This window comes from Robertkochia solimangrovi, assembly GCF_007279655.1.
GTDB lineage: Bacteria > Bacteroidota > Bacteroidia > Flavobacteriales > Flavobacteriaceae > Robertkochia > Robertkochia solimangrovi.
Window position 1 is genome coordinate 349,958 of the sequence record NZ_QKWN01000002.1, and the last position, 26,433, is coordinate 376,390.

A 26,433-nucleotide genomic window follows, 5' to 3' on the forward strand; every position below is an offset into this window, starting at 1 on the left:
ATGAATTATAAGCACTGGTTTCTTTGAAACTATTTGTATGGATGCTGTGGGGTGCACAACAATGAGACAGAAATGATAAATAGTGTGTAAATAAATCTTTAAAATGGATTCACAGTATTTAGGGATGTTCTTTTTTAAGCGTTTTGAGCAAGAGTTTCCAAAAAAAAAGGATCTTCGTTTGATTCCGAAGATCCCTTTTAAGTTTAGTTGGGTAGATCGTTATCGCAAAGTAGCTCCGAATTGTTTTTCAAAGCTTTGCTGTAACTTATCCATTACCTTCTCGATCTGTTTGTCGGTAAGTGTTTTTGTCTCGTCGCTAAGTGTGAAACTCAACGCGTATGATTTTTTTCCTTCCGGCAGGTTCTTTCCTTCATAAACATCAAACAGGCTAACTTCTTTTAATAAGTTGCGTTCTGTCTGCAGTGCAACCTGTCGTATTTCGCCAAAAGCTATCGATTGATCCAAAAGCAAAGCAAGATCTCTTCTTACTTCAGGGAATTTCGGAATCTCACGGAACGTTATAGCATTACCTCTGATCAGCTCAAGAACTGTTTCCCAGTTTACATCGGCATAGATCACTTCCTGTTTGATGTCAAAAGCTTTTAAAATCTTTTTATTTACCACACCAAAGTTCAGTATCTGTTTCTTGCCCAGCGAATAGGAGAGGCCTTCACTAAAGATATCGTCCTTTACAGCTTTTGAATTACAATTGATTATACCAAGTCTTTCCAGCAAAAGATCGAGCATTCCTTTCATGAGGAAGAAATCACTCTTTTCCGATTTCTGGATCCAGCTGTCTATCGAACGGTTACCTGAAACAAATAAGCTTAAGTGCTTATATTCTTCACGATTTCCGTTGAAATTATGATAGGTTTTTCCGAATTCAAATAATTTCAGATCTGAATTCTTACGGTTGATGTTATAGCTCAATGCCTCAAGTCCGCTAAATAACATCGATTGTCTCAAGGCAGAGAGTTCATTGCTCAACGGATTGAGCATCGTCACATTGTATTCTTCTTTGAGACCTTCAGTCAGGTTTACATATTTTGGAGAGCTCAGGGAATTAGCCATGATTTCATAGAATCCCTGTGCTGCCAATAAGTTACCAGTGACATTCTGGATTTTATGATCATCGAAACGAGAGGTAGTTGCGATGGAAGCATTGATCTTAGTGCTGAATTCAATATTGTTATAACCAAACACTCTCAGGATTTCCTCGATCACATCCACTTCACGTTGTACATCAACTCTGTACGATGGAATGGTTAAACCAAGTCCGGATTCTGTTACATTGTTGATCTTGATGTCAAGAGAGCTCAGGATTCGCTTGATGATGTCTGTCGGCAGATTTTGTCCGATTAGAGAATTGATCTTATCGAAGGTTAGGAAAACCTGAAAATCTTCGAACTTCACCGGGTAAAAATCTTCAACTTCACTTGAGATGGTACCACCTGCGATCTCTTTTATAAGCTGAGCTGCTCTTAATAAAGCATATTTTGTCTTGTCGATATCGATGCCTCGTTCAAATCTGAAGGAAGCATCGGTACTTAATCCATGTCTCTTGGCAGTCTTACGAACTGATACCGGATTGAAATATGCACTTTCCAGAAAAACACTGGTAGTGGTTTCTGTAACGCCGGAACTGATCCCACCAAAAACCCCGGCAATACATAAGGGTTTCTCAGCGTCACATATCATAAGATCATCTTCATGCAGTTCACGTTCAACTTCATCGAGAGTAGTGAATTTTGTACCTGCGGGTAAAGTTTTTACTTCGATCTTATTTCCGGTTATCCGGGTTGCATCGAATGCATGCAGCGGTTGTCCCAGTTCATGAAGTACATAGTTGGTGATATCAACCACATTGTTCTTGGGAGTAAGTCCGATAGCTTTTAATTTGTTCTTGATCCAATCCGGAGAAGGCGCAACTTTTACACCTGAGATTGTCACTCCGCAGTATCTCGGACAAAGTTCTTTATCTTTAACGTCTACATCGATTCGTAACGTGCGGTTATCAACATGAAAGCTGCTTACCGAAGGAGTGATGAGTTCTGTATGAATACCTTGTTGAATCATACCTGCACGCAGGTCTCTGGCTACTCCAAAATGACTCATAGCATCCGCTCTGTTCGGAGTGAGTCCGATTTCAAAGATGTGATCACTCTCAACTTTGAAGATCTCAGCGCAAGGTGTTCCGGGAATAAGGTCTTCTGCCAGCACCATGATTCCGGCATGGCTTTTCCCCAGTCCGAGTTCATCCTCTGCACAGATCATTCCATGGGATTCCTCCCCGCGAATTTTACCCTTCTTGATCTTCCATGGCTCACCCTTATCATCATAAAGTACGGTGCCGATGGTCGCTACGGGAACATTCTGTCCTGCATCCACATTCGGAGCTCCACACACGATCTGAACGATAGTGTCATCACCTATATCAACTTTTGTCAATTTAAGTTTGTCGGCATTAGGATGTTTTACACATTCAATTACATGACCTACTACAACTCCCTGAAGACCACCTTTTACCGATTCAAAGGATTCAATACCTTCAACTTCGAGTCCGAGGTCTGTTAACAGCGCACCTGTTTTTTCAGGTTCCCAATCAAGTTTTACGAATTGCTTAAGCCAGTTGTATGAAATTTTCATGCTGATAATTATTGAAGCGCAAAGATAATAATCCCTTAGTTAAAAGGAAGTGGTGAAGGCATTCTTTATAGGATAATCTTTAAAAAAATCGCATTCCGGTCACTCGTTAATGAATATGGGCTACTCAGGTAAATCTACAGATAACTTTATGAGTGAAATTCTAAGAGATATAATTCCAGATATTCTTATGTTTTACCAGTTGGTGATAGGTGAATAACAGCCGTTTGTTCTTTTCCAGTTTAAGTCCGGGATCCTCTTTTAAAACTTGCATGGCATAGTAACGTGCAGTTTTCAGGATCTCATTATCTTTAACGATATCCGCTATTTTTAGCGCGAGTACACCACTTTGCTGTGTTCCCATAAGATCGCCAGGGCCCCTGAGTTTTAAATCGGTTTCAGCGATCTCAAATCCGTCATTGGTTCGGACCATGGTTTCCAGTCGTGTTTTGCTGTCTTCTGATAATTTGTGTCCGGTCATCAGGATGCAAAAGCTTTGTTCCGCACCTCTACCAACACGCCCTCTAAGCTGATGAAGTTGAGATAATCCGAATCGCTCTGCACTTTCTATGATCATAACCGAGGCATTGGGTACGTTCACACCTACTTCGATAACAGTCGTGGCAACCATGATTTGGGTTTCACCTTTAACGAAACGGTCCATCTCATAATCTTTGTCGGCGGCCTTCATCTGCCCGTGAACGATAGAGATCTGGTAATCCGGCTTAGGGAATTCGCGCTCTATACTGGCATAGCCATCCATCAGATCCTTATAATCGAGCTTTTCGGATTCCTGGATTAAAGGGTATACGACATAGATTTGACGACCTTTACCGATCTCATCACGTATGAACCGGAAGATCTTTAATCGGTTGGAATCGAATCGATGTACGGTTTTAATAGCTTTTCGCCCCGGTGGCAATTCATCGATTACAGAAATATCGAGATCTCCATAAAGACTCATGGCGAGTGTTCTGGGAATGGGAGTTGCGGTCATGACCAGAATGTGCGGAGGAATACTGTTTTTATGCCATAATTTTGAACGTTGCTCTACTCCGAATCGGTGTTGCTCATCAATAATGGCAAGTCCGAGATTTTGAAACTTTACTTTATCTTCAAGTACTGCATGGGTGCCGATTAGAATGTGAAGTTCTCCATTCTGTAGCATTTCATGGATCTCCTTACGATCCTGTGTGTTGGAAGAACCGGTAAGCAGCCTGATGTTTAAGTCCATGGGACTGAGCAATTCCTGAATTCCATTAAAATGCTGTTGTGCCAGAATCTCGGTAGGGGCAACTAAACAGGCCTGAAAACCGTTATCGATCGCCAGCAACATACTTAGTAAAGCGACTATGGTTTTACCGGATCCTACATCACCTTGCAACAATCGATTCATTTGAGCGTGGCTTCCCATATCCTGACGAATTTCCCTGATAACTCTTTTCTGAGCACTGGTAAGGTCGAAGGGAAGGTGATTTGAAAAAAAAGTATTAAAACAGGTTCCTACCTGATCGAAGACAAATCCTTTGATCTTATTTTTTCTGGAAATGTTCTTGGTGATCAGTTGTAACTGTATGTAGAATAGTTCTTCGAACTTCAGCCGGTATTGTGCTTTGGCAAGGAGTTCGTTATTCTTTGGGAAATGAATGTTTATAAGCGCCTGATGTTTAGAAATCAGTTTGAGTTCATCCAGTATCGTGTCGGGAAGTGTTTCATAGAAATACCGATGCGTCTCCGAAAATAACTGAATCATTATTTTATTGATAACCTTGTTCGTTATTCCTTTATTCACCAGTTTTTCTGTGGAAGGATATACCGGTTGCATCCCGGGTTTTATGCGCTGTTCGTGTTCTGAGAGCAGCTCGAGATCGGGATGCGGCATACTGAAACCATTGAACCAGTTGACTCTCCCAAAAATAACATAAGGCTGATTGATCTTAAGAGATTCCCTGATCCATTTATGGCCGCGGAACCAGACCAGTTCCATGCTGCCTGTTTCATCGGAAAAAGTGGCTACCAGTCTTTTTCCGCGCTTTTGTTCAACAGTCTTCAGGTGCGTGATCTTTCCGATTACCTGAACATCAGCACTGCTTTGGTTTAATTGATTTATCTTATAGTAGGAGGTGCGGTCAAGATATCGGTTAGGAAAGAAGTTCACCAGATCCTGATAGGTATGTATACCGAGTTCCTTTCTTAAAAGATCGGCCCGGTTCGGACCTACCCCTTTAAGGTAATCTATTGGAGTCTGCAGTATATTCGTGTTCACCATGACACGAATATATTAATTTAGTCAAAATCCGTCATGATTTTATAAACGCATCCTTCTAAAAGTTCGATACGGTTCACATAAAAAGATTACCTTGTTCTCAAAATGTTCGTGTTACAATGAAATGGATCTCCATACTTTTACTGTTTATTAACCTTCAATTAGTTCATGCTGAAAATGAACCTGTAGTTGACTTTATTACAGGGGATATCACGATTGATATCGATCCGGATTCACAGCGAATTGAAGGAGTAGTGGACTATTCATTTATAGTTTCTAGAGACACCTCAAGTATCTCTATATCAGTTAGAAATATAGATATAAGTGAAGTGTTACTTCATAATGAATCCATAAATTTTGAAGTAGAAGAGAATGCTTTAATATTAAAGCATAACTTTAATAAAGGGAGGTATAATTCACTGGTTATTAAATATAAAGCTAATTTAAAAAAAGCGGTATACTTTATTGGCTGGCAAAATGAGGGTCACATATATGACGCTGAAACAAAGCATGTTAGAGGTGGCAGGCAGGTATGGACACAAGGGCAGGGGAAATATTCTTCCAATTGGGTTCCCAGCTTCGATGATATGACAGAGAAGGTGGTTTTTGATCTTACCATTGGATTTAAAAACGGGTATCAGGTGATCGCCAATGGTGTATTGATGGAGAAAGAAATTAAGGGCGATAAAACTTACTGGCATTTTAATATGAAGGAGCCAATGAGTAGCTATCTGTTGGCTTTTGCCATCGGAGATTACAGGGAATACCGAGAAAAGTATTCGCAAACAATGGATCTGAAATTCTATTATTATCCGGAAGACAGTCTGAAAGTGGAACCCACTTTTCGGTATAGTAAAAGGATTCTTGAGCTTATCGAGAAAGAAACCGGATATCCTTTTCCCTGGCAGGAATACAAGCAGGTTCCGGTTAAAGATTTCCTTTATGCCGGTATGGAGAATACCTCGGTCACCTTATTTTCTGATAGCTTCGTTACCGACAGTATCGGCTTTATTGACAAGAATTATGTGAATGTAAATGCCCATGAACTCGCACATCAATGGTTTGGAGATTTGGTTACCGAAGTTTCGGGAACCCATCATTGGCTGCATGAAGGTTTTGCAACCTTTTATGCATTACTGGCTGAGCGCGATATTTTTGGTGAAGATTATTATTATTGGAAGCTTTTTCAAAGCAGAAAACAATTGCTTGGTCTGTCTCAGGATGATAAAGGGGAACGACTTCTTGACCCTCATGCGGGTAGTCTGACCTTTTATGAAAAAGGAGCCTGGGCACTACATATTTTACGGGAAATGACCGGCCATAGTAAGTTTAGGGAGATCGTTTCGAAGTATTTAAAGAAGCATGCTTATAAAAATGTCACCACCGATGATTTCCTCGAAGTTGTAGCGGCAGGATCAGAGGTCGATATTTCGTCTTTCAGAAAGACCTGGCTTGAAAATGAAGCGTTTCCGGAAGCAATATCGTTGAATTCCCTTAAGAAGAATCCATTCATAAATACTTATCTGGAACTGGATGAACTGGGAGGCGATGCAAAAGTATCTTTCGCCAGGTTTTCCGAGATTCTCAGCGGTGATGGCTACTTCCCCCTAAAACAACTTGCGGTAGCGAAGGGGGTTTTACTGGAAGAGCCTTATCGAAGTCAGATCATTGAGCAGGCGCTTACTTCTTCAGATTTAAAGGTTCGACAGGCATTGGCAACCTATTTGATTGATATTCCGGATTCCTTTCAGTTGAAATACCTGGAACTTCTTGATGATAAAAGCTATGTGACCATTGAGAATGCTTTATATCGAAGCTGGATAACGATGCCTGACAAACGACTAAGAGCACTTAAAAAAACAGAATCGGTATATGGTTTCAGTGATTTGAACGTACGTACACTATGGCTGACGCTCGCTTTACTCACTCCGGGAATCACCGATTCGGACAAGCGGGAATATTATAAGGAATTAACGACATACACTGCTCCGAATTATCATTTTGAAATTCGTGAACACGCCTTCAGGTATTTGTTGGAGATAAAGGGGTTTAACGAAGAAAGCTTATCCAATTTAATAGAGGGTTGTATGCACCATACCTGGCAGTTCTCGAGATTTTCGAGATCGGTGCTGGATCAATTGCTTGCAGATGTTGAAATACGGAAATTATTGAGAAATCTAACGGAAACACTGGACGCTTCTGAAAAGGATTTCCTGACTGCCAGATTAGCCGAAACCGAAAAATCTACCTTGAAAACCCAATAATTCACTACTATGAAAGCACTTGTAATTTCCGGTGGAGGAAGCAAGGGTGCCTTTGCCGGAGGGGTTACCCAATACCTTATGGAAGAACTTAAACGAGACTACCAGTTATTCGTCGGAACCTCTACAGGTAGTTTACTGGTGAATCACCTGGCGCTGGGGAAGATAGATAAGATAAGGGAGGTCTATACTTCAGTTACCAATGAAGATATTTTCAGCAGATGTCCGTTCCTGATTCGTCAGAAGTATGGAATGCAACAGATCGCGATCGATCACCTTAATGTGATCCGTAATTTCTTGTCAGGCAGCAAAACTTTCGGAGAGAGTCATAACCTGCTCGACCTGATCAAAAGAACGCTGACCCGGGAAGAGTTTCTGGAACTAAGGGAAAGCGCTGTAGATGTGCTAGTGACCGTTTCTAACCTGTCGTTAAATCAGGTAGAATATAAACTCTTGCGAGAGTTTGATTATGAGGAATTCTGTGAATGGATCTGGATATCCTGTAATTACACACCATTTATGTCGTTGGTGAGGAAAAATGGTTGTGAATATGCCGATGGCGGACTCGGATGTATGGTTCCGATTGAGGAAGCAGTCAAAAGGGGAGCGACTGAAGTAGATGTCGTGATTTTACAAACCGAGGTGACGCAATTTAATAGATTGCCTTCAAAGAATGCCTTTTCACTGTTGACGAACATGTTTGCTTTTATGCTAGACAGGCTTGAAAATCAGAATATAAGGATAGGCAAATATGCGGCTAACCATAGTGATGCCTTGATAAATTTCTATTATACACCAACGGTTCTAACCACCAATTCATTAATTTTTAATAAAGAAAAGATGACAAAGTGGTGGGAAAGTGGATATGAATTTGCTAAATTTAAAAGTCAGGAAACAAGTCAACTTGAATAAAATGCGAGCATTGGTAATTAGTGGCGGAGGAAGTAAAGGAGCTTTTGCAGGAGGTGTAGCCCAGTATCTTATTGAAAATCAGAAAAGAACCTACGATATATATCTCGGCACTTCTACGGGGAGTCTGTTGATACCTCATTTGGCAAATGGTCATATCCAAAAAATATATGATATCTACACCAACGTAAATCAACGTAGTATCTTTAGTAATAATCCTTTTGTTACCCGAAAAAAAGGTGATAAGGAATATGTTGCTATCAATTATATTAACGTTTTATGGCAATTAATAAAGCGAAAGCGAACCTTCGGGGAGAGTAAAAATCTTCGAAAGAATATCCGTAAGGCTTTTTCAGAACAGGATTTTGAACTCCTGAAACAAAATAAAAGGGAGATCATCGTTACCGTTTCAAACCTGTCAAAGAATCGTGTTGAGTATAAATCAATATTCGATTATAGCTATAATGATTTTTGTGATTGGATTTGGATATCCTGTAATTATGTGCCATTTATGTCACTGGCTAAAAAAAATGGTTTTGAATATGCAGATGGTGGACTGGGATGTGTGATTCCGATACGGGAAGCCATTAAAAGAGGAGCGACGGAGGTAGATGCGATTATTTTGGAGACTGAGAATATGGATCATAATAAGGTTTTAGGGAAAAACCCTTTCTCTTTAATGGTTAATCTTTACAGTTTTGTATTAGATCAACTCGAATCTCATGATATTGTTGAAGGAAGGCTTGCTGCTATTAACAAGGATGTGAAACTGAACACTTATTTTACTCCCACAAGACTTACAGAGAACTCTTTGTATTTTAATAAAAAGTTAATGTCAGCCTGGTGGGAGCAAGGAATTGAATATGCTGAAGAAAGGGAGAGATTTCTCAATAAGCACAAGTCTAAAAGAGTAGACCTTGCCGGTTAAAATCGCTTACCATAGTTCTCCAACTTCTTTTTTGATGTACGCAAGTCCGGCATGAGATGGCGGTTGTTTATCCAGCATATCGCTTAATACCAATTCTCTGAGCTTATCTGCAGATTCCGCTTGCATACCTGCTTTTCTGATGAGTTGTATCGTAGCGTTCTTCGATGCTTTGATGACATTCCAGCATTCATCAGACAAGTAGATCTGTTGAGCAAGATTATGGTCAAATTCGCTTTCGATAGCGCTGATCAATTGTATTTCATAAGTTTCTTTATCTGCCGTAGTCGGATTAACGCGGATCAACAATTTTGCAGGGTTGATTCGCTCCAGAAATAAAGCCATTCTTTCATAGGCCTGAAGTCGTATAGGTAAAGAATTGCGTTGGTTCTCCCGATGTAATAGATAGCGTCTTCTTCCAGCTTCATTCTTGGTATGAAGATTAAAGAAATAATAAGCGATCAGACCGGTTATTAGTGCAGGCAGTAGATAGAATAGTAATTCGATAAATTTGGTTTCTTCCATAGATAGGTTCGTTTAATAACGTATTTTGGTTTTAATATTTTCACGTAGTGCATCCGGTTGTACGTAATTACCTCCCAGATACGGGCAGTCTAAAATACTATTAATTCCATTAAATGCAACTTCTGATTTATTATATTCATAGGTATCTGCCAGAGTTTTTGTAAGACTTTTGTCGCCAAGATTGATATCCACATCATCCATAGTAAGCTGACAGGGATGCTCATAACCGCAGGCATGGGTGATTTGTAAAAGTTCTTTCCTGAAGTTCTTAAAATAAAATTGTAGCCGGATAGCTTTATCATCGATATCAATACCATTCTGCAACCATTTATTCTGAGTGGCGATACCCGTCGGGCAGGTATTTGTATGGCAGGATTTAGCCTGAATACAACCGATACTTAGCATCGCCTCACGGGCAACATTAATGCAATCGGCTCCCATGGCAAAAGCCATCGCACCCTTGGCGGGGAATCCTAATTTACCAGAAGCAATAAATGCGATTCGTTCATTAAGTCCTGCATATTTAAAGATTTTATAGACATCACTAAAGCCATATACCCAGGGTAAAGAAACGTGGTCAGCAAAACTTGGAGGAGCAGCGCCCGTTCCTCCTTCGCCGCCGTCTATAGTTATAAAATCTGGTCCTTTGCCGGTTTCTTTCATCAATTTTGCAAGTGTCTTCCATTGATCGAGTTTTCCAATGGCAGCTTTAATACCCACCGGTAGTCCGGTTTCTTCCGCAAGTAACTCAATGAAATCGATCATTTCTTCTATACTGCCAAAAGCAGAATGATAGGGAGGTGAGATAACATCTTTGCCCATGCCTACATGTCGTATAGCTGCGATCTCCCTGGTGATCTTTGCAGCCGGAAGTACACCACCTTTACCGGGTTTTGCTCCCTGAGAAAGTTTTATCTCTAAGGCTTTGATCTGAGGGTGTGCCTCAACCAACTTTTTTAATTTTTCTAATGAGAAATTTCCATGATCATCTCGAATTCCAAAATACGCGGTCCCGATCTGAAATATGACATCAGCACCTTTACTATGGTAGGGGGAGAGACCTCCTTCCCCGGTGTTATGATAGGCATAAGCCTTCATACAGCCTTTATTCAGGGATTCTATGGCCTTAGCGGAGAGTGAACCAAAGCTCATTGCTGAAACATTGATCACGGAAGCCGGCCGAAAGGGTTTTTTTCGGTTATGAGGGAGTCCGATAACCTTGGCACAAGGCAGAAAATAAGGATCTGAATGATGAATATGGTCTGGTTTGGGTTTAAAAGGGATCATCGCATTGTTGATGAAGATATATTGGGGTTGATAAATATCTCTATCCGTTCCAAAACCCTCATAATTGTTCTCGTTCTTTGCAGATGCATAGACCCAGCCTCGCTCGATTCGATTAAAGGGAAGTTCTTCCCGGTTGTTAGCGACAATATATTGCCTTAATTCCGGACCTATGCTTTCAAGCATATAACGCAGGTGTCCGACAATAGGAAAATTATGGGTTATAATGTGTTTTTTATTGAAGAAAATGTCCCTGATAGCAATGATGACAAGCGTGATACCTACCCATCCCCACCAGGGAATATTAGTTATAAATTCCATATAAATTAATTTTTAGTTTCCCAGGTAATCAAAAACGATCTGGGTAAATGCCTTCACTCCTAGGATCATTCCGCGATCATCGATCATGAAATCGGGTGTATGATGCGGGAAATATTCATTTTCTGCAGTCTCCGGTGATTTCCCTCCCAGAAAGAAATAGAATCCGGGAACTTTTTGAGCAAAGAAGGAAAAATCCTCTGCTCCTGTGGTGGCATGAATCAGATTTACATTATCATCCCCGGCAGCTGCTTTCAGGGAAGGTAGGAGTTGATCGGTTAAAGAAAGATCATTGAAGGTTATCGGGTAACCTTTTTCGATGGTGATGGTAGCTTCTGCATTATATGCCTTAGCGATAGCAGGAACCATCTCTTCCATGCGGCGATTTAATTTTTTTTGCATATCGTAGTCCAGAGATCGTATGGTGCCTACCATTTCAGCGGACTCAGGAATAATATTGTTTCTTACGCCCGCATTGATGATTCCTACCGTGATCACGGCTGCTTCTTTTGTGAGTTCCATTTCCCTGCTGATAATGGTTTGAAGTCCGTCGATGATCTTTGCTGAGACCATGATCGGATCAACACCACCCCATGGAGCAGAACCATGTGTTTGTTTGCCTTTTACATGTACTTCGAATCGTTGTGAAGCGGCCATGGTACCACCCGGCTTGTAAGCAATTGTACCTGCATCCAGATAAGATCCGATGTGTAGGCCTACCACGGCATCGACTTTCGGATTATCGAGAACCCCTTCTTTAACCATGAGCTGAGCGCCACCTTCTTCACCTGGAGGAGCACCTTCTTCTGCGGGTTGAAATATAAACTTCACCGTACCGGCAAAATCTCTGTTCTTAGACAGTACTTCTGCTACCCCCATCAATATTGCGATATGGGTGTCATGACCGCAGGCATGCATGACTCCGGTTTCCTTACCTAAATATTCCGATTTCATTGTTGACTTGAAGGGAAGGTCATTCCTTTCGGTTACCGGTAAGGCGTCGATATCTGCACGCAAGGCAATAACTTTTCCTTTTTTCTTCCCTTCCAGAATTCCGATCACTCCGGTTTTTGCCACACCGGTTTCAACTTTGATTCCCAGTGAAGAAAGGTGTTCGGCGATCTTTTCTGCAGTTTTGAACTCACGGTTGGATAGCTCGGGATTTTGATGAAAATAATGCCGCCATTCAATTACTTTTGATTCGATATCGGCGATATCCTTTTGAAGTTTTTTTTGTGCATGTACCGTCAGACACATGGCGAACAAAGAAATCTGAAGAAAGATTTTTTTCATATTCAATGGATTGGTTAAAGTTTTTTACTGGAAAATTCAATACTTCTGAAATCGCTACCGACTTTAGCGGGTTTCTTGTATAAATATAGTGTAAAATCTCCATCCTGAAATATTTGTGATTTCTTAAATGGTATAAGATGTGTGGTTAAGCAGAGAGCAGGGTGGTTCTAATTTGTAGGGTGTAGCTTATTAACAAGAATGGATAGCATACAACTCAAAACCTATCTCATAAAACTGTTCGCTGCTGTTCATAAAAATTACGGATCCACTTTAATAATAAGTAGTTAATGTTTAAATTGAGCGGGCTGAAAACTTGCGGTCTAATTTTTTTAATGTCCCTTATTTCAGTTGATTATAGTATTAGCATTATTCAAAAAAAAGCAGCTTGGAGAATTATATTGCCGAATTAAATGACGCACAACGTGCACCTGTATTACATAAAGATGGTGCATTGATGGTAATTGCAGGAGCAGGTTCCGGTAAAACAAGAGTTTTGACGTATCGAATCGCCTATCTGATGCATCAGGGAGTTGATCCGTTCAATATTCTTGCATTGACGTTTACCAATAAAGCTGCGCGGGAAATGAAGAAGCGTATTGCGGATATCGTAGGGAATAGTGAGGCTAAGAATCTTTGGATGGGTACCTTTCACTCCGTTTTTGCTAAAATTCTTCGTTTTGAATCTGATAAGCTTGGGTATCCAAGTAATTTCACTATTTATGACACTCAGGATTCGCAACGCCTAATCAATTCCATAATCAAGGAGATGGGGCTTGATAAGGATGTTTATAAATACAAGCAGGTACAAAACCGTATCTCTTCTTATAAGAATAGTCTGGTAACCGTGAAGGCCTATTTCAATAATCCGGATCTTGTGGAAGCTGATGCCATGGCAAAGCGCCCGAGGATGGGGGAGATCTATCATGAATACTGTGAGCGTTGTTTTAAGGCAGGGGCGATGGATTTCGATGATCTTCTATTGAAAACCAATGAGCTGCTCACGCGTTTTCCCGAGGTGCTCGCTAAATATCAGGATCGATTCCGTTATATTCTGGTGGATGAGTATCAGGATACGAATCATTCTCAGTACCTGATTGTAAAGGCTTTATCGGATCGCTATCAGAATATATGCGTAGTTGGCGATGATGCGCAAAGTATCTATGCATTCCGTGGTGCTAATATCAATAACATTCTGAACTTTCAGAAAGATTATGAAAATGTAGCTATGTATCGTCTGGAACAGAATTATCGTTCCACCCGAAATATTGTTCAGGCCGCAAATACGGTGATCGAAAAAAATAAAAGTCGACTCGATAAGGTTGTTTGGACAGCCAACGATGACGGAAACCTGATCAAAGTACATCGATCTGAAACCGATGCAGAAGAAGGGCGTTTCGTTGCCTCCTCCATATTTGAGAACCATATGCAGCAGCAGATGGATTATGGAGAGTTCTCAGTGTTGTATCGTACCAATTCCCAGTCCAGATCCATAGAAGATGCCTTGAGAAGGAAAGATATTCCTTACCGGATCTATGGCGGACTTTCCTTTTATCAACGAAAAGAGATCAAAGATGTACTTTCCTATTTGCGTTTGATCGTAAATCCAAAGGACGAGGAAGCCTTGGTTCGTGTGATCAATTTCCCGGCCAGAGGCATTGGTCAAACCACTCTTGATCGACTTACCATCGCTGCTAATCATTACAAAAGATCCATTTTTGAGGTAATGGAGCATCTGGACAGAATCGATCTGAAGATCAACTCCGGCACGAAAAGGAAGCTGGGGGATTTCGTTGCGATGATCAAAAGTTTCCAGGTGATGAATCAAACCGCAGATGCATTTCAACTTGCTGAACATGTAGCTAAAAAAACGGGAATTCTGCAGGAATTTAAAAAGGATGGTACCCCTGAAGGAATTGCCAGAATGGAGAATATCGAGGAATTGTTAAACGGTATTCAGGATTTTGTAGAAGGTCAAAAAGAATTGGCAGATGCCACAGGGGCCTTATCTGAATTTCTTGAAGATGTAGCGCTGGCTACTGATTTGGACAATGATACAGGAGAAGATGATAGAGTTGCACTCATGACCATTCACCTGGCAAAAGGACTGGAATTCCCTTATGTCTATATCGTTGGGATGGAGGAAGACCTGTTTCCATCCGCTATGAGCATGAATACGAGAAGTGAGTTGGAAGAGGAGCGAAGGCTGTTTTATGTGGCCCTTACCCGTGCTGAAAAACAAGCGTATCTTACGTATACGCAGAGCCGCTATCGATGGGGTAAACTCATCGATGCGGAGCCTAGTAGATTTATAGAAGAAATCGATGATAAGTATGTGGAATATCTGGTACCACCTACCGGATCCGGATACAGGTATAAGCCGTTGATCGATCGTGATATTTTCGGAGAGGTAGATAAAAGTAAACTTCGTCTGAGCAAACCGGTCACAGGAACCCCACCGTCAACTCCAAAACCATCGGAGGATAAGCTGCGTAAGCTCAGAAAGCTTAAACCGGACCTGGGCGTTCCGATAGCGAACGATAATACGATTTCCGATCTTGCTGCAGGTACTGTGGTGGAGCATTCACGATTCGGGCGTGGAAAAGTGGTTCGCATCGAAGGTATCGGTAATGATAAAAAAGCAGAGATCAATTTCGAGGCCGGGGGATTGAAAAAATTGTTGCTGCGCTTTGCAAAACTGAACGTCATAGAATAGTGTGTGCCAGTTGTTTTATTAGTATTTTTACATAAAGAATACCAATTTAAAACAACGGAATACTATGGCTGAACTGGTCAGACTTTATGAGGAAAATCCAAATCCAAGAGTTGTAAGTCAGGTGGTGGATGTCCTGCGAAATGGAGGACTCGTTATTTATCCTACCGATACAGTCTACGGCCTCGGTTGCGACATACACAATACTAAGGCATTGGAGCGCATTGCCAGGATAAAAGGAGTGAAACTTGAAAAAGCCAATTTCTCCTTTATCTGCGCAGATCTTAGTAATCTTTCGGATTATGTACGCCAGATCGATTCACAGACTTTTAAGATCCTTAAAAGAGCACTTCCAGGGCCTTATACTTTCATTCTGCCCGGTAATAATCAATTACCTAAGGTCTTTAAGAAGAAAAAAACTGTGGGTATCCGTATACCTGCAAATAATATTGCAAAAACCCTTGTGGAACAATTGGGAAATCCAATTGTATCTACTTCCATTCATGATGAAGATGAATTGCTGGAGTATACCACTGATCCTGAACTGATCTTTGAAAAGTGGGAGAAGCTGGTGGATATCGTGGTTGACGGTGGTTACGGAAACAACGTAGCATCAACTGTGATCGATCTTTCCGGCGACGAACCCGTGGTGGTCAGAGAGGGAATGGGAAGTATCGAGGATATCATTTAAATGCAAAGTACGAGTATTCTGAGTCAGCGAAGAACACTAACACGAGGTTATAATAACCTTTAGGGTTACAGGCTCTGAATAGTGAAGAAACTCCCTTCGCTTAGGGCTGCAAGCAGGTTCGTTACTTTTCAGTGCGCCAGCATATAAAATTATTTTAACCAGGAAAATCCATATTTAATTTAAGGCATAAAAAAAAGCGACTCAATTGAGTCGCTTTTTTGATTTAAGCTTATTTATAGCTTAGTTTATTTTAGGATCTTTCATTCCTTCTTCGATCATGCTGTAGAATTGATCGATTTTAGGAAGTACTACGATACGAGTTCTTCTGTTTTTAGCTTTACCGTCAGATGAATCATTGCTTGCAACTGGTACGTACTCTCCACGTCCTGCAGCAGTCATTCTAGCCGGAGCTACACCGAAATCATCCTGAAGAATTCTAACAACAGCAGTTGCACGAAGAACACTCAGGTCCCAGTTATCTTTGAATGAAGCACCAGACTTAACTTTATCAGAGTCAGTGTGACCTTCAACCATGAATTCGAAATCAGGCTTGTTCTTAACTACAGTAGCAACCTTACCAAGAACTTCTTTAGCTCTGTTGGTTACTCTTGTGCTTCCGCTGGCAAATAAAAGTTTGTCAGAGATGTTTACATAAACAACACCTTTTTCTACGCTAACGTTGATATCTTCATCGTCAAGATTTCCTAACACACCTTTAAGGCTTTGAACTAAAGCAAGGTTTACAGAGTCTCTTCTGGTAACAGCATCCTGAAGTTTTCTGATAGTAAGATCTTTCTCTCTTAAGCTTTCAAGTGATTTTTCAAGGTTTTCAGCACCTTTAGTTGTAAGGGTAGTTAGATTACCCATGTTATTAATAAGCTCCTGGTTGTTAGCTCTCAATACATCATTTTGCTCTTTTAAAGCATTCATCTGTGCAGTGGTTGAAGCTTTTTCTTCCAGACAGCTGTTCAATTTAACTGTAGCAGAATTTAAAAGGTCCTCTGTCTCTTTTTGTTTAGCTTCAAGCTCAGAATATTTCTTTGAAGAAACACAGGAAGATAATAAAATGGCACCTACAGCACCGAACAAAAGAATTTTTTTCATAATAGATTATAGTTTTACTTAAATAAACGGTTTAACAGTTTTAGTTTAGCGCAAAAATAGATAAAAAGCAAGTAGACTACAGTCCTATTTAGTTAATTTTTTATTAAATCACTAAATATTTTTCCTACTATTTTTTAGTCAGATTTCACTACCTCACTAAAGAGTTTCTTTCTATATACGAAGTGACTTAGAACAACGGATGTACATTCAAAATATTTAATGTCTTTATTGATCTCGTCCCTCTTTTTGAACATCTTTACAAAATTAATATAATAACTGAAATGGGCATTTAATATAGCCGTAAAATGTCTGAATTTAAACTGAAACAGGAAATACCCTCCGGCTAATCCATCAAGTATAAGCCTGGCGAACAGCAGTGGTATCAGTTTTCTCTTCGGCAGATTCTTGGTAAGTGAGAATAATGAGTTCCTGAAGTTTAGAAAAGTCTTCTGAGGATTCATCGTATTCAGTGTTGCTCCACCTACATGATAAACCAGCGATTCTCCGATATAGTACACCTGATAATTTCTGTTGTGTGCACGCCAGCAAAGATCGATCTCTTCCTGATGTGCAAAATAATCTTCATCAAAACCTTTGAGCTCATCGAAAACATTTTTTCTGATGAACATACAGGCTCCGGTTGCCCAGAAAATCGGGCGATTGTCATTATACTGCCCCTTATCGTTCTCCAGTGATTGGAAAATCCGACCTCTGCAAAACGGATAACCCAGTCGGTCTATAAATCCACCGGCGGCTCCGGCATATTCAAATTTATCTTTGTTCTTATAATCAAGGATCTTCGGTTGCATGATCCCGATCCGGCTATGTTCCCGGAAATAAGATTCGATAGGAGTGAGCCATTCCGGGGTAACTTCTACATCCGAGTTTAGCAGACAAAGTATATCAGCATCCACCTGAGTCAAAGCTTCATTATATCCTTTGGCGTAACCTCCGTTACATGAGTTTATGATCACTCTTACCTCAGGATAGTACTTCCTTAAGAATTCCACCGAATCATCAGTTGATGCGTTATCGGCTACGATCACCTCAGCGTTTCCGGAATAACGAACCACCGCAGGTAAAAATTTTCTGAGGAGCTCTTTTCCGTTCCAATTCAATATGACGATAGCAAAGCGCATGTGATTTATGGGCAGGTTCCGCCTTTTTTATAAAAATTATTCCGTTATGGTGTCGAAATATACAAATTAAGATGAATACGCAGGTACCTCTCTAATAAAAAGGTATTTTTCTTGTTCATAATCCATTTTACAATAGTAATGGCTGAGTCCGTTAGTGACCATGAGGAATTCTGCGTCCACGACTAAATTATAGCGTGCGATCTGATCGAAAACAGCCTGAGTGATAGCTACCTTAGGTGCCTTGCATTCTACCATAAGCCGTATACTTCCGTCGGTATTAAATACCACGATATCGTAACGTCGCTTTAAATTGTTGATCGTCAGCTCTTTTTCGATGTTGATAAGTGATTCGGGATATCCCTTTACTTCGATCAGGTAACAAAGTGTGTGTTGTCTCACCCATTCTTCCGGTTGCAGTACTACAAACTTTTTACGAATTCGGTCAAAGATATGGAGCTTATTTTGACTATTTTTGAAACGAAACGAGTATTCCGGAAAATTGAGTTTTTGCATGCAGCAAATATGGGAATATCGGTCAATTTAACAAAGTCACAGGCCCAATTAAGTTATACCAGAGCCCGATAAATTATTCAGATGGACGAAGTAAAGAAGATTGTTAGTGATATTAAAAAGGGAGCATTCAAGCCAATCTATTTTCTGATGGGAGAGGAGCCCTATTATATCGATAAGATCACTGAATTTATAGAATCGAATGTACTGAGTGAAGAGGAGAAAGGATTTAATCAAATGGTGCTTTACGGAAAGGATGTTTCCGTAGAGGATATCGTTGCTAATGCCAAAAGATATCCCATGATGGCAGAACGTCAGGTGGTGATCGTTAAGGAAGCACAACATTTGACAAGGACCATCGACAAACTGGAATCCTATGCATCCAATCCGCAGCCAACTACGGTATTGGTCTTTTGTTATAAGTATAAGACGCTGGATAAAAGAAAGAAAGTGACCAAAACACTTGCCAAGAACGGACTTGTCTTTGAGAGCAAGAAGTTGCCGGAATATAAGGTTGCCGACTGGATACGCAAAGTGCTCGCCGGTAGTGGTTACCAGATTCATCCAAAGGCGGCAGAAATGCTTGTGGAATTTTTGGGGAATGATCTTGGCCGGATCAGCAACGAGCTTGAAAAACTGAAATTAGTGGTTCCTAAAGAGCAACCTATAACTCCTGAAGCAGTTGAAACCAACATAGGAATCAGTAAAGACTTCAATAATTTTGAGTTGAAAAGCGCCATCAGTGAGCGGGATGCGCAAAAAGCATTCAGAATCATTAATTATTTCGTTCAGAATCCGAAAGACAACCCTCTGGTAGTAACCATAGGAACTTTGGCAAATTTCTTTATTCAATTATTAAATTATCATAGCCTTTCTGATAAATCCAGAGAAAATGTAGCCGGAGTACTGAGAGTGAATCCGTTTTTCGTTAAAGAGTTCGCGAACGCAGCCAGGCATTATCCGATGAAAAAAGTAAGCTACGCCATCGACACTCTCAGAGATATCGATGTAAGGGGTAAAGGTGTTAATAATCAAAGTGCCACTCAGGGTGATCTGCTTAAAGAAATGCTGGTGAAACTGATGTATTGATGATCAGCCTTCTTTATTAAAGACTTCATTTTCCTGCTCCATCACTCTGATGAAAGTCGTGCGTTTGGTCAGTTCCTTTAGTCGGGCAGCACCCACATAGGTACAGGCAGATCGTAGTCCTCCCAGGATATCCCTGATCGTATGTTCCACGGCCCCACGATAGGCAATTTCTACCGTTTTCCCTTCACTTGCGCGATATTCAGCAACACCACCCATATGCTTTTGCATTGCTGTTTCTGAACTCATGCCATAGAACTTTTTGTAGCGTTTGCCGTTTTTTTCAATAAGTTCACCACTGCTTTCATCATGCCCGGCGAGCATTCCGCCGAGCATTACAAAGTCTGCTCCGCCGCCAAATGCTTTGGCCAGATCGCCCGGGGTTTTGCATCCGCCGTCTGAAATGATCTGCCCTCCAAGTCCATGAGCGGCATCGGCGCATTCGATGATAGCGGACAATTGTGGATATCCGACTCCGGTCTTAACCCTGGTGGTGCAAACGCTGCCCGGACCAATACCAACCTTTACAATGTCGGCACCGGCGAGTAAAAGTTCTTCCACCATTTCTCCAGTCACGACATTACCTCCCATGATGATCTTATCGGGAAACAGCTTACGGACCGCTTTCACATAATTCACAAAATGCTCTGAATATCCATTTGCAACATCGATACATATGATTTTTAGATCGGGAAATGCGGTCATTAATTTCTGGAGTTTTTCTGTATCTTTTTTACCGGTACCGGTACTCACCGCGATATGATCATAAATCGAAGCATCGATATGCTGCAGGAACTGAGCCCATTCTTCGATCGTATAGTGTTTATGAATAACGGTAATGAGTTGATGCTTGAGAAGTTCTTTGGCCATTTCAAAAGTGCCGGTAGTATCCATATTGGCTGCCATGACCGGAACACCTTTCCATTTATAAGGACTGTGTATAAAACTGAATTCTCTTTCCAGCGATACTTCTTTCCGTGATTTAAGGGTAGAGCGTTTTGGGCGTATCATAACATCCTTGAACCCTAGTTTTATCTCATTTTCAATTCGCATATTTCCTGGTTTAATCTTCTGAGTAAATTAGGAAATATTTGAGAATAAAGGTTAAGAATTATGAATTAAGAATGTAGAATTGAGGTTAATCACCCATGAAATACGATGTAATGCTACGGTCACTTATGCCACCAGTGTCCCTAATGGCACTATTGACACTAGTGTCCCTGACTTTATGTATCATCGTATACTTAGTCACCTAAATTGAATTACAAAGAGTAAACTATTTTAATCGAGGATATTTTGAGGGGTTTGCTTCGTGCATGATCGCATAAACCTTTTCAAAGATATCCTCAGCATTCGGCTTAGAGAAATAATCTCCGTCACTTGCATAGGCCGGACGATGTGGTTTAGCGGTCAATGTTTGCGGAGCACTGTCAAGGTAGCGGTAACCTCCTTGATTTTCCAATATTTCCTGAAGCAGATAGGCTGATGCACCTCCTGGAACATCCTCATCGATCACTAACAGGCGATTGGTCTTTTTAAGGCTTTGAACCGTGTCATGATTAATATCAAAAGGCAGCAATGTCTGCGCATCTATTACTTCCGCATCGATATTCACTTGCTGAAGTTCTCTAGCCACACGTTCCACGATCCTGAGGGTTGAACCATATGAAACCAGAGTTATGTCGGTTCCTTCTTTAACGGTTTCCACGACTCCGATGGGAGTTTTGAATTCCCCGATATTATTGGGTAGTTTTTCTTTTAGTCGATAACCGTTCAGGCTTTCAATCACCAGTGCTGGCTCATCACTTTCCAAAAGTGTATTATAGAATCCTGCTGCTTTGGTCATATTTCTTGGCACAAGGATATACATACCTCTTAAAAGATGGATGAGTCCGCCCATTTGAGAACCGGCATGCCATATACCTTCCAGGCGATGACCTCGTGTACGAACGATCAATGGAGCCTTTTGTTTTCCCATGGTTCTGTAAAGCATGCTGGCAAGGTCATCACTTAAAACATGTAACGCATATAGGATATAATCGAGATACTGGATTTCAGCGATAGGGCGGAGTCCTCTAAGAGCAAGTCCGATTCCCTGACCGATTATAGTAGCTTCTCTGATTCCGGTATCAGCGATCCGATATTCACCAAACTTTTTCTGTAAGCCTTCAAGTCCTTGATTTACATCACCGATCGTACCGCTATCCTCACCGAAAATCAATGCTTTATCGTATTTGGTAAAGATCGATTCGAAGTTGTTTCTCAATACGATCCTTCCGTCTACTTCCTCGGCTTCAGCGTCATATTGAGGCGCTACTTCAGCAATGTTGGTTGCATTGGTACGGGTTTCACTGTATAGGTGCGAACTATAGTCGGGTTGTGTTCGGGTATAGAAAGTATTGATCCAGTTCAGAAGCGCTTCCTTTTCAGGAGTATCTTCTCCGGTAACATAGCGAAGTGATTGTCTGGCGGCACTGATCACATTTCTTTTTACCGGTTCCTCGATCGCAATAAGATCATTTTTGATCCTGTTTATAAAAACTTTGTTAATACTGGTGCCTGCCAGATCTCCCAGTAATTCTACCAGTCTTTTCTTATCTGCTTTGATCGGAGTAAGAAAATCACTCCAGGCTTGTTTTTTACCGTCACGTACCGCTTTTTTGATCTGTTTCTCAAGGTCGCTGAGTTCTTCTTCAGTAGCGATATCGCTTGCGATCATCCATTCCCTCATTTTGAGGTTGCAATCATGTTGCTTTTCCCATAGCAGGCGCTCCTCATCCTTGTAGCGCTCATGAGAACCCGAAGTAGAGTGTCCTTGAGGCTGGGTGAGTTCCACTACATGAATCAGCACAGGAACATGTTCTTCTCGTGCTATTTTAGAAGCTTTCTCATAGGTTTCGATCAGTGCAGGATAATCCCATCCTTTAACCACCATGATCTCCAATCCTTTTTCTTCCTCTGTACGTTGAAATCCTTTCAGGATCTCCGATATATTTTCTTTAGTAGTTTGATGCTTTGCGTGTACGGAGATACCGTATTCATCATCCCAGATACTGGTTACCATCGGGATCTGCATAACACCGGCTGCATTGATTGCCTCAAAGAAAAGGCCTTCAGAAGTACTGGCGTTACCGATAGTTCCCCAGGCAACTTCGTTTCCATTTACCGATAATCCTGATTGATCGATCTCCGCTACATTTCGAAAGATCTTCGATGCCTGAGCCAGCCCGACCAATCGAGGCATTTGCCCGGCAGTGGGAGAAATGTCAGGACTGCTGTTCTTTTGAGCAGTAAGATCATTCCAGGAACCATCCGGATTATTACTGGTGGTCAAAAAGTGACCTCCCATCTGCCTTCCGGCACTCATGGGTTCTTTTTCAATGTCTGTATGTGCATAAAGACCGGCGAAGAAATGGGTGATCTGTAATTCACCTATGGCCATCATAAAAGTTTGATCCCTGTAATATCCACTTCGGAAATCTCCGTTTTTGAAAGCTCTTGCCATTGCCAGCTGCGGGACTTCCTTTCCGTCTCCGAAAATTCCGAACTTCGCCTTACCGGTTAATACCTCGCGTCGGCCTAGCAGACTACATTCACGGCTGGTAACCGCTATCTTGTAATCGTTAAGCACCTGTTCTTTAAAATTTTCAAAGGAAATGTCGGGCTGTGTATTGGTCTTTGTTTGCATATGTAATTTGTGAGACGCTTACAAAAGTAGTTAAATTCAGTGGCTTATGCAATCGCAAAAAAGTAATAAAAATTAAAATTTATTAAAAATAATTCAATAATTTGAATATAATTTAAAATACTAAGCGATTTCAACTATTTCCTTGAAAATCATTCAATATTATTTTATTTAGACTAAATCGCTGATTCTGTTTTTATAACGAACTCAGAACCATTTTCGTGTAAATAATCCGGTTAGTGTTCTGGGACTGAGTGTAACGATAAAGCGTATGCGTTCATCATAACCCGGTTGAGCGATCTCCCACCCATTATTCGAATAGACCGGAAAATACAATTCAAAATAATCAGTTACCAGATTGAGCCTGATTCCGGAATCATAAACGAACTTTGCGTTTTCATTCTTATTTCTGATCACACCGATATCCCCATAGAGTTCGATCCACCGCCATAAATTAAATGAGGTGTTAGCGGTAGCAATCCAGTCGTTGGAGTAGGGGGTGTCTAATTTTGATTTGAAGCCCCCTTCCGCAACGATCAATTGCTGACTCCAGAGTCCGCTGCTTTCCGACCTACCGAAATAATCATAATCGAACAAGTAATCGGTAGGACGATCCAATGCAAAGCTGAAAAAATCTGAATTAGTTTCATTATAAATAAACTTTCCAGCAAAGAATCTCAGATTAAATTGGCGGTTGTTTTCAAACAGTCTTCGGTATTCCCAGTTTAATGAGATTTTCGCAAAAGAACTGGTCACCTGAACATCTGTAAACCATGCCTTGTAATTAATTATACCATTGTTGGAATAGATATACCGGGCATTGAAAACACTGTAATCAGGATCTGTATCGATCGATGGAGAATACTGCCTGATAACATTGACAAATCGCAAACTTAGAAATTCTCGTTCATTGGATCTCAGATCTTTATTCCTGAATCCAAAGGTCAGGGAAGGGGTGATCGTACTATATCGAAGATTCTGAGCATAATGGAAGGATGAACCGGTAAGTCCGGCATTGATGTAATACATATTGCCTTCCTGAAAATAACGTTTGAAATTAAGCCTTCCCGAGCCGGTAATCGCTTTTTCTTTTAAGGCATAAGACGGCTGAAGATCATAAATGAACGGTCGTTCCAAAAACGTCTTGTTATGAAGTCTGATCCCCGGTGTAAAACCATCATAGATATTATATCGGAAAACAGGTACATAAAAGATCTGATAGTAATCAGGGTCTTCTATATCCTTCATGAATTCAAATTTCAGTCGTTTGTTGGTAGAAAAGAAGCCACTGGTGGTTTTCCAGTTATCACGTTGATTCATCTCCGGAATTACCTTGTCATAATTAAGGGCAAGTTTCTTCACATTCTCTGAAGGAACCATGATGGTTTTTTCCGGTTCGACGTTTGTGATCCATTTTTTAAAAGTGATATGATTCTCATCATCGATACCAAAAAGTGTCATCGGAACATCGTTACCAGTCTTATTTTTGATGCTTACTAATAGAGAATCACCTTCTCTGGCATAATCTTTAATCTTAAAATCGATTCGCTTATTACTGTTCACATAGCTATCAAAGAACCAATCGATATTTTTAGAAGGAAAGGCCTGTAATACATTTTCAAAATCCATGGCGGTGGTATAGTTGCCCTTGAACTGGTTGTAATACGCCTTTAATCGTTCAGAAATATAGTCTTCTCCCAGATAATGGTCCAGATAGGAAAGTCCAACTCCGGCCTTGTACTTGTTTGCAATCTCCAGATTGAATTTTACGAGTTCATCGGTTGGCGTGACCAACGGTTGGTCTTGATTACGACGAACCATAAGCATATAAAGAAACGGATACTGATCATTAAAGTCCATTTTAGCAAAATGGAATCCCCGTAATAAAAAGCTATCAGATAAATTGCCTAGTAATTTCATATCCGGATAGTACTTTTCCACAAACTTCATCATAAGATAGGTCTGAATACCATCAGTAACCCATTTCTCTTTACGGTTATTCATAAATAAACTACTCTCCAGATAACTTCCCAGTGTGGTTTTTAACAGCTTAAGCTCGTATTGAAATTCTTCAGGAAACGGGCGTAGAAAAGAAGGTAATTGGTTAAGACCATACAGCGGATTATTTTTATAATCGATCTCACTGACCAGCAGTTTTTCGTGAGGATAACTTCCAAGCTCTTCATTGATGAAATCGATAACCTTTTCCGAGGAAACGGCACGGGTAACCAATGATATATTCTTTGAACTCAGGTCAGTGATCAATTCCATCTTATTATTCCTGAAGATTGAAAAGTTCCCCTGGCCCTTTTTTCTGAAGAACAGTTTGATGTCTCCCCGGTCTTTTCCTGTAACGGTTTCACGGGTGTACAGGTTTTCTTCGTTTTTTTCCACCAGATCCAGATCGCTGAACATCATATAGGATTCCGGATAGGTGAATTCTATCCGAACTCTTCGGTGTCTGGGATTGACATCATAAAGATTCTTGTTGCTGTACAGTTTCCAACCGTGATCATAGATCGCCGGCATCATATACCAATAACGCAAATTGAAATCACCGTCATCTGTAAAACCGTATCCGGTAAAAGAACTGTTAGGTAATTTGATCACATAAAAAAGCTGCAGTGTATATTCTTTCCCCGGATATACCGGATATTTCAATTGTACTCTTATAATATCCCCGGAAGGCATTCGCTCCCAGTCCAGGTAATCGAAATTACTATCGTTGATACTTCGGATATTTGTAATGCCTCGATCTTCTCTTTTGGCAAGATGCAGGTTCTTGTTGAATTCTTCTCCAAACCGTTTTGCAAGTGCTGTATTCTTGTTAGAAAATGAGTTGTTCCAATCATAGAAATAGATCTCATTGAGCGTATCATTGCTCTGGTTGTGGAAAACCAGTTTGTGCTCGATATTGATCTGATGGGTATTGGGTAATAAATGGGCCTTGATCTCATAACTGCTTTGAGAATATCCGGTGAAGACCAGCAAAAGCAACAAAAACAGAATGTATGGGACGGAAGGTTTAGACATTAAAGTTCAATACACAATTAAACATTCGGAATCGCTCGTATCAGGCGGTAT

17 protein-coding genes are annotated in these 26,433 nt (G+C 40.7%); 6 read left to right on the top strand and 11 right to left on the bottom strand.

What is annotated here, in order from left to right; genetic code table 11:
• Positions 1-219: 219 nt before the first annotated feature.
• On the bottom strand, positions 220-2,646 hold the full coding sequence (pheT, locus tag DMZ48_RS05445) for a phenylalanine--tRNA ligase subunit beta (protein ID WP_143954101.1): 2,427 nt from the start codon (positions 2,644-2,646) through the stop codon (positions 220-222).
• A gap of 160 nt (positions 2,647-2,806) precedes the next feature.
• Positions 2,807-4,909, bottom strand: coding sequence for an ATP-dependent DNA helicase RecG (gene recG / locus DMZ48_RS05450; protein ID WP_143954337.1), 2,103 nt, complete (start codon positions 4,907-4,909; stop codon positions 2,807-2,809).
• Positions 4,910-5,028: 119 nt separating this feature from the next.
• On the opposite strand from recG, the gene DMZ48_RS05455 reads away from it, so the two are divergent.
• From DMZ48_RS05455 to DMZ48_RS05465, 3 genes are read left to right on the top strand one after another with little or no spacing between them, the layout of a single operon-like run.
• Positions 5,029-7,173: a M1 family metallopeptidase gene (locus DMZ48_RS05455; RefSeq protein WP_143954102.1), complete on the top strand. Its 2,145-nt coding sequence runs from the start codon at positions 5,029-5,031 to the stop codon at positions 7,171-7,173.
• Positions 7,174-7,182: 9 nt separating this feature from the next.
• Entirely contained in the window at positions 7,183-8,082 is a 900-nt protein-coding gene (locus DMZ48_RS05460) for a patatin-like phospholipase family protein (protein ID WP_143954103.1), read from the top strand.
• A 1-nt stretch (position 8,083) separates the two neighbouring features.
• Positions 8,084-9,007, top strand: a complete 924-nt coding sequence (locus tag DMZ48_RS05465) for a patatin-like phospholipase family protein (protein WP_143954104.1) — start codon at positions 8,084-8,086, stop codon at positions 9,005-9,007.
• Between the two features lie 6 nt (positions 9,008-9,013).
• Here the strand turns inward: DMZ48_RS05465 and DMZ48_RS05470 are convergent, their stop codons facing one another.
• From DMZ48_RS05470 to DMZ48_RS05480, 3 genes are read right to left on the bottom strand one after another with little or no spacing between them, the layout of a single operon-like run.
• Positions 9,014-9,529 (bottom strand): DUF7935 family protein, encoded by a 516-nt coding sequence (locus DMZ48_RS05470; protein ID WP_143954105.1) that lies wholly within the window; start codon positions 9,527-9,529, stop codon positions 9,014-9,016.
• Between the two features lie 12 nt (positions 9,530-9,541).
• Positions 9,542-11,134 carry an FMN-binding glutamate synthase family protein gene (locus DMZ48_RS05475; protein WP_143954106.1) on the bottom strand — a complete coding sequence of 531 codons (1,593 nt, stop codon included), beginning with the start codon at positions 11,132-11,134 and terminating at the stop codon, positions 9,542-9,544.
• A 12-nt stretch (positions 11,135-11,146) separates the two neighbouring features.
• A complete protein-coding gene (locus DMZ48_RS05480; RefSeq protein ID WP_143954107.1) occupies positions 11,147-12,424 on the bottom strand; it encodes an amidohydrolase in 1,278 nt (425 codons plus the stop codon).
• 385 nt (positions 12,425-12,809) lie between these two features.
• Between DMZ48_RS05480 and DMZ48_RS05485 the strand changes: the two genes are divergently transcribed.
• Positions 12,810-15,137 carry an ATP-dependent helicase gene (locus tag DMZ48_RS05485; protein WP_143954108.1) on the top strand — a complete coding sequence of 776 codons (2,328 nt, stop codon included), beginning with the start codon at positions 12,810-12,812 and terminating at the stop codon, positions 15,135-15,137.
• A 64-nt stretch (positions 15,138-15,201) separates the two neighbouring features.
• A complete protein-coding gene (locus DMZ48_RS05490; protein WP_143954109.1) occupies positions 15,202-15,825 on the top strand; it encodes an L-threonylcarbamoyladenylate synthase in 624 nt (207 codons plus the stop codon).
• Between the two features lie 240 nt (positions 15,826-16,065).
• On the opposite strand, the gene DMZ48_RS05495 is transcribed toward DMZ48_RS05490, so the two are convergent.
• The 3 genes from DMZ48_RS05495 to DMZ48_RS05505 form a co-directional block, all read right to left on the bottom strand.
• Positions 16,066-16,929, bottom strand: a complete 864-nt coding sequence (locus DMZ48_RS05495; RefSeq protein ID WP_143954110.1) for an OmpA/MotB family protein — start codon at positions 16,927-16,929, stop codon at positions 16,066-16,068.
• 134 nt (positions 16,930-17,063) lie between these two features.
• Positions 17,064-18,068: a glycosyltransferase family 2 protein gene (locus DMZ48_RS05500; protein ID WP_143954111.1), complete on the bottom strand. Its 1,005-nt coding sequence runs from the start codon at positions 18,066-18,068 to the stop codon at positions 17,064-17,066.
• A 66-nt stretch (positions 18,069-18,134) separates the two neighbouring features.
• On the bottom strand, positions 18,135-18,581 hold the full coding sequence (locus tag DMZ48_RS05505) for a type I restriction enzyme HsdR N-terminal domain-containing protein (RefSeq protein ID WP_143954112.1): 447 nt from the start codon (positions 18,579-18,581) through the stop codon (positions 18,135-18,137).
• 81 nt (positions 18,582-18,662) lie between these two features.
• On the opposite strand from DMZ48_RS05505, the gene holA reads away from it, so the two are divergent.
• Complete coding sequence (holA, locus tag DMZ48_RS05510; RefSeq protein ID WP_143954113.1) at positions 18,663-19,667, top strand: DNA polymerase III subunit delta; 1,005 nt, start codon at positions 18,663-18,665, stop codon at positions 19,665-19,667.
• 3 nt (positions 19,668-19,670) lie between these two features.
• On the opposite strand, the gene DMZ48_RS05515 is transcribed toward holA, so the two are convergent.
• The 3 genes from DMZ48_RS05515 to DMZ48_RS05525 form a co-directional block, all read right to left on the bottom strand.
• Positions 19,671-20,717 (bottom strand): GMP reductase, encoded by a 1,047-nt coding sequence (locus DMZ48_RS05515; protein ID WP_143954114.1) that lies wholly within the window; start codon positions 20,715-20,717, stop codon positions 19,671-19,673.
• 223 nt (positions 20,718-20,940) lie between these two features.
• The gene (locus tag DMZ48_RS05520) at positions 20,941-23,352 is read right to left on the bottom strand and encodes an alpha-ketoacid dehydrogenase subunit alpha/beta (protein ID WP_143954115.1); all 2,412 of its coding nucleotides are present in this window, start codon (positions 23,350-23,352) and stop codon (positions 20,941-20,943) included.
• 204 nt (positions 23,353-23,556) lie between these two features.
• Complete coding sequence (locus DMZ48_RS05525; protein WP_143954116.1) at positions 23,557-26,382, bottom strand: gluzincin family metallopeptidase; 2,826 nt, start codon at positions 26,380-26,382, stop codon at positions 23,557-23,559.
• Positions 26,383-26,433: the final 51 nt, after the last annotated feature.

Coding starts and splice junctions, on each gene's coding strand:
- pheT (WP_143954101.1), bottom strand. CDS start 2,646: ATGAAAATTTCATACAACTGGCTTAAGCAATTCGTAAAACTTGATTGG.
- DMZ48_RS05455 (WP_143954102.1), top strand. CDS start 5,029: ATGAAATGGATCTCCATACTTTTACTGTTTATTAACCTTCAATTAGTT.
- DMZ48_RS05460 (WP_143954103.1), top strand. CDS start 7,183: ATGAAAGCACTTGTAATTTCCGGTGGAGGAAGCAAGGGTGCCTTTGCC.
- DMZ48_RS05465 (WP_143954104.1), top strand. CDS start 8,084: ATGCGAGCATTGGTAATTAGTGGCGGAGGAAGTAAAGGAGCTTTTGCA.
- DMZ48_RS05470 (WP_143954105.1), bottom strand. CDS start 9,529: ATGGAAGAAACCAAATTTATCGAATTACTATTCTATCTACTGCCTGCA.
- DMZ48_RS05475 (WP_143954106.1), bottom strand. CDS start 11,134: ATGGAATTTATAACTAATATTCCCTGGTGGGGATGGGTAGGTATCACG.
- DMZ48_RS05480 (WP_143954107.1), bottom strand. CDS start 12,424: ATGAAAAAAATCTTTCTTCAGATTTCTTTGTTCGCCATGTGTCTGACG.
- DMZ48_RS05490 (WP_143954109.1), top strand. CDS start 15,202: ATGGCTGAACTGGTCAGACTTTATGAGGAAAATCCAAATCCAAGAGTT.
- DMZ48_RS05495 (WP_143954110.1), bottom strand. CDS start 16,929: ATGAAAAAAATTCTTTTGTTCGGTGCTGTAGGTGCCATTTTATTATCT.
- DMZ48_RS05500 (WP_143954111.1), bottom strand. CDS start 18,068: ATGCGCTTTGCTATCGTCATATTGAATTGGAACGGAAAAGAGCTCCTC.
- DMZ48_RS05505 (WP_143954112.1), bottom strand. CDS start 18,581: ATGCAAAAACTCAATTTTCCGGAATACTCGTTTCGTTTCAAAAATAGT.
- holA (WP_143954113.1), top strand. CDS start 18,663: ATGGACGAAGTAAAGAAGATTGTTAGTGATATTAAAAAGGGAGCATTC.
- DMZ48_RS05515 (WP_143954114.1), bottom strand. CDS start 20,717: ATGCGAATTGAAAATGAGATAAAACTAGGGTTCAAGGATGTTATGATA.
- DMZ48_RS05520 (WP_143954115.1), bottom strand. CDS start 23,352: ATGCAAACAAAGACCAATACACAGCCCGACATTTCCTTTGAAAATTTT.
- DMZ48_RS05525 (WP_143954116.1), bottom strand. CDS start 26,382: ATGTCTAAACCTTCCGTCCCATACATTCTGTTTTTGTTGCTTTTGCTG.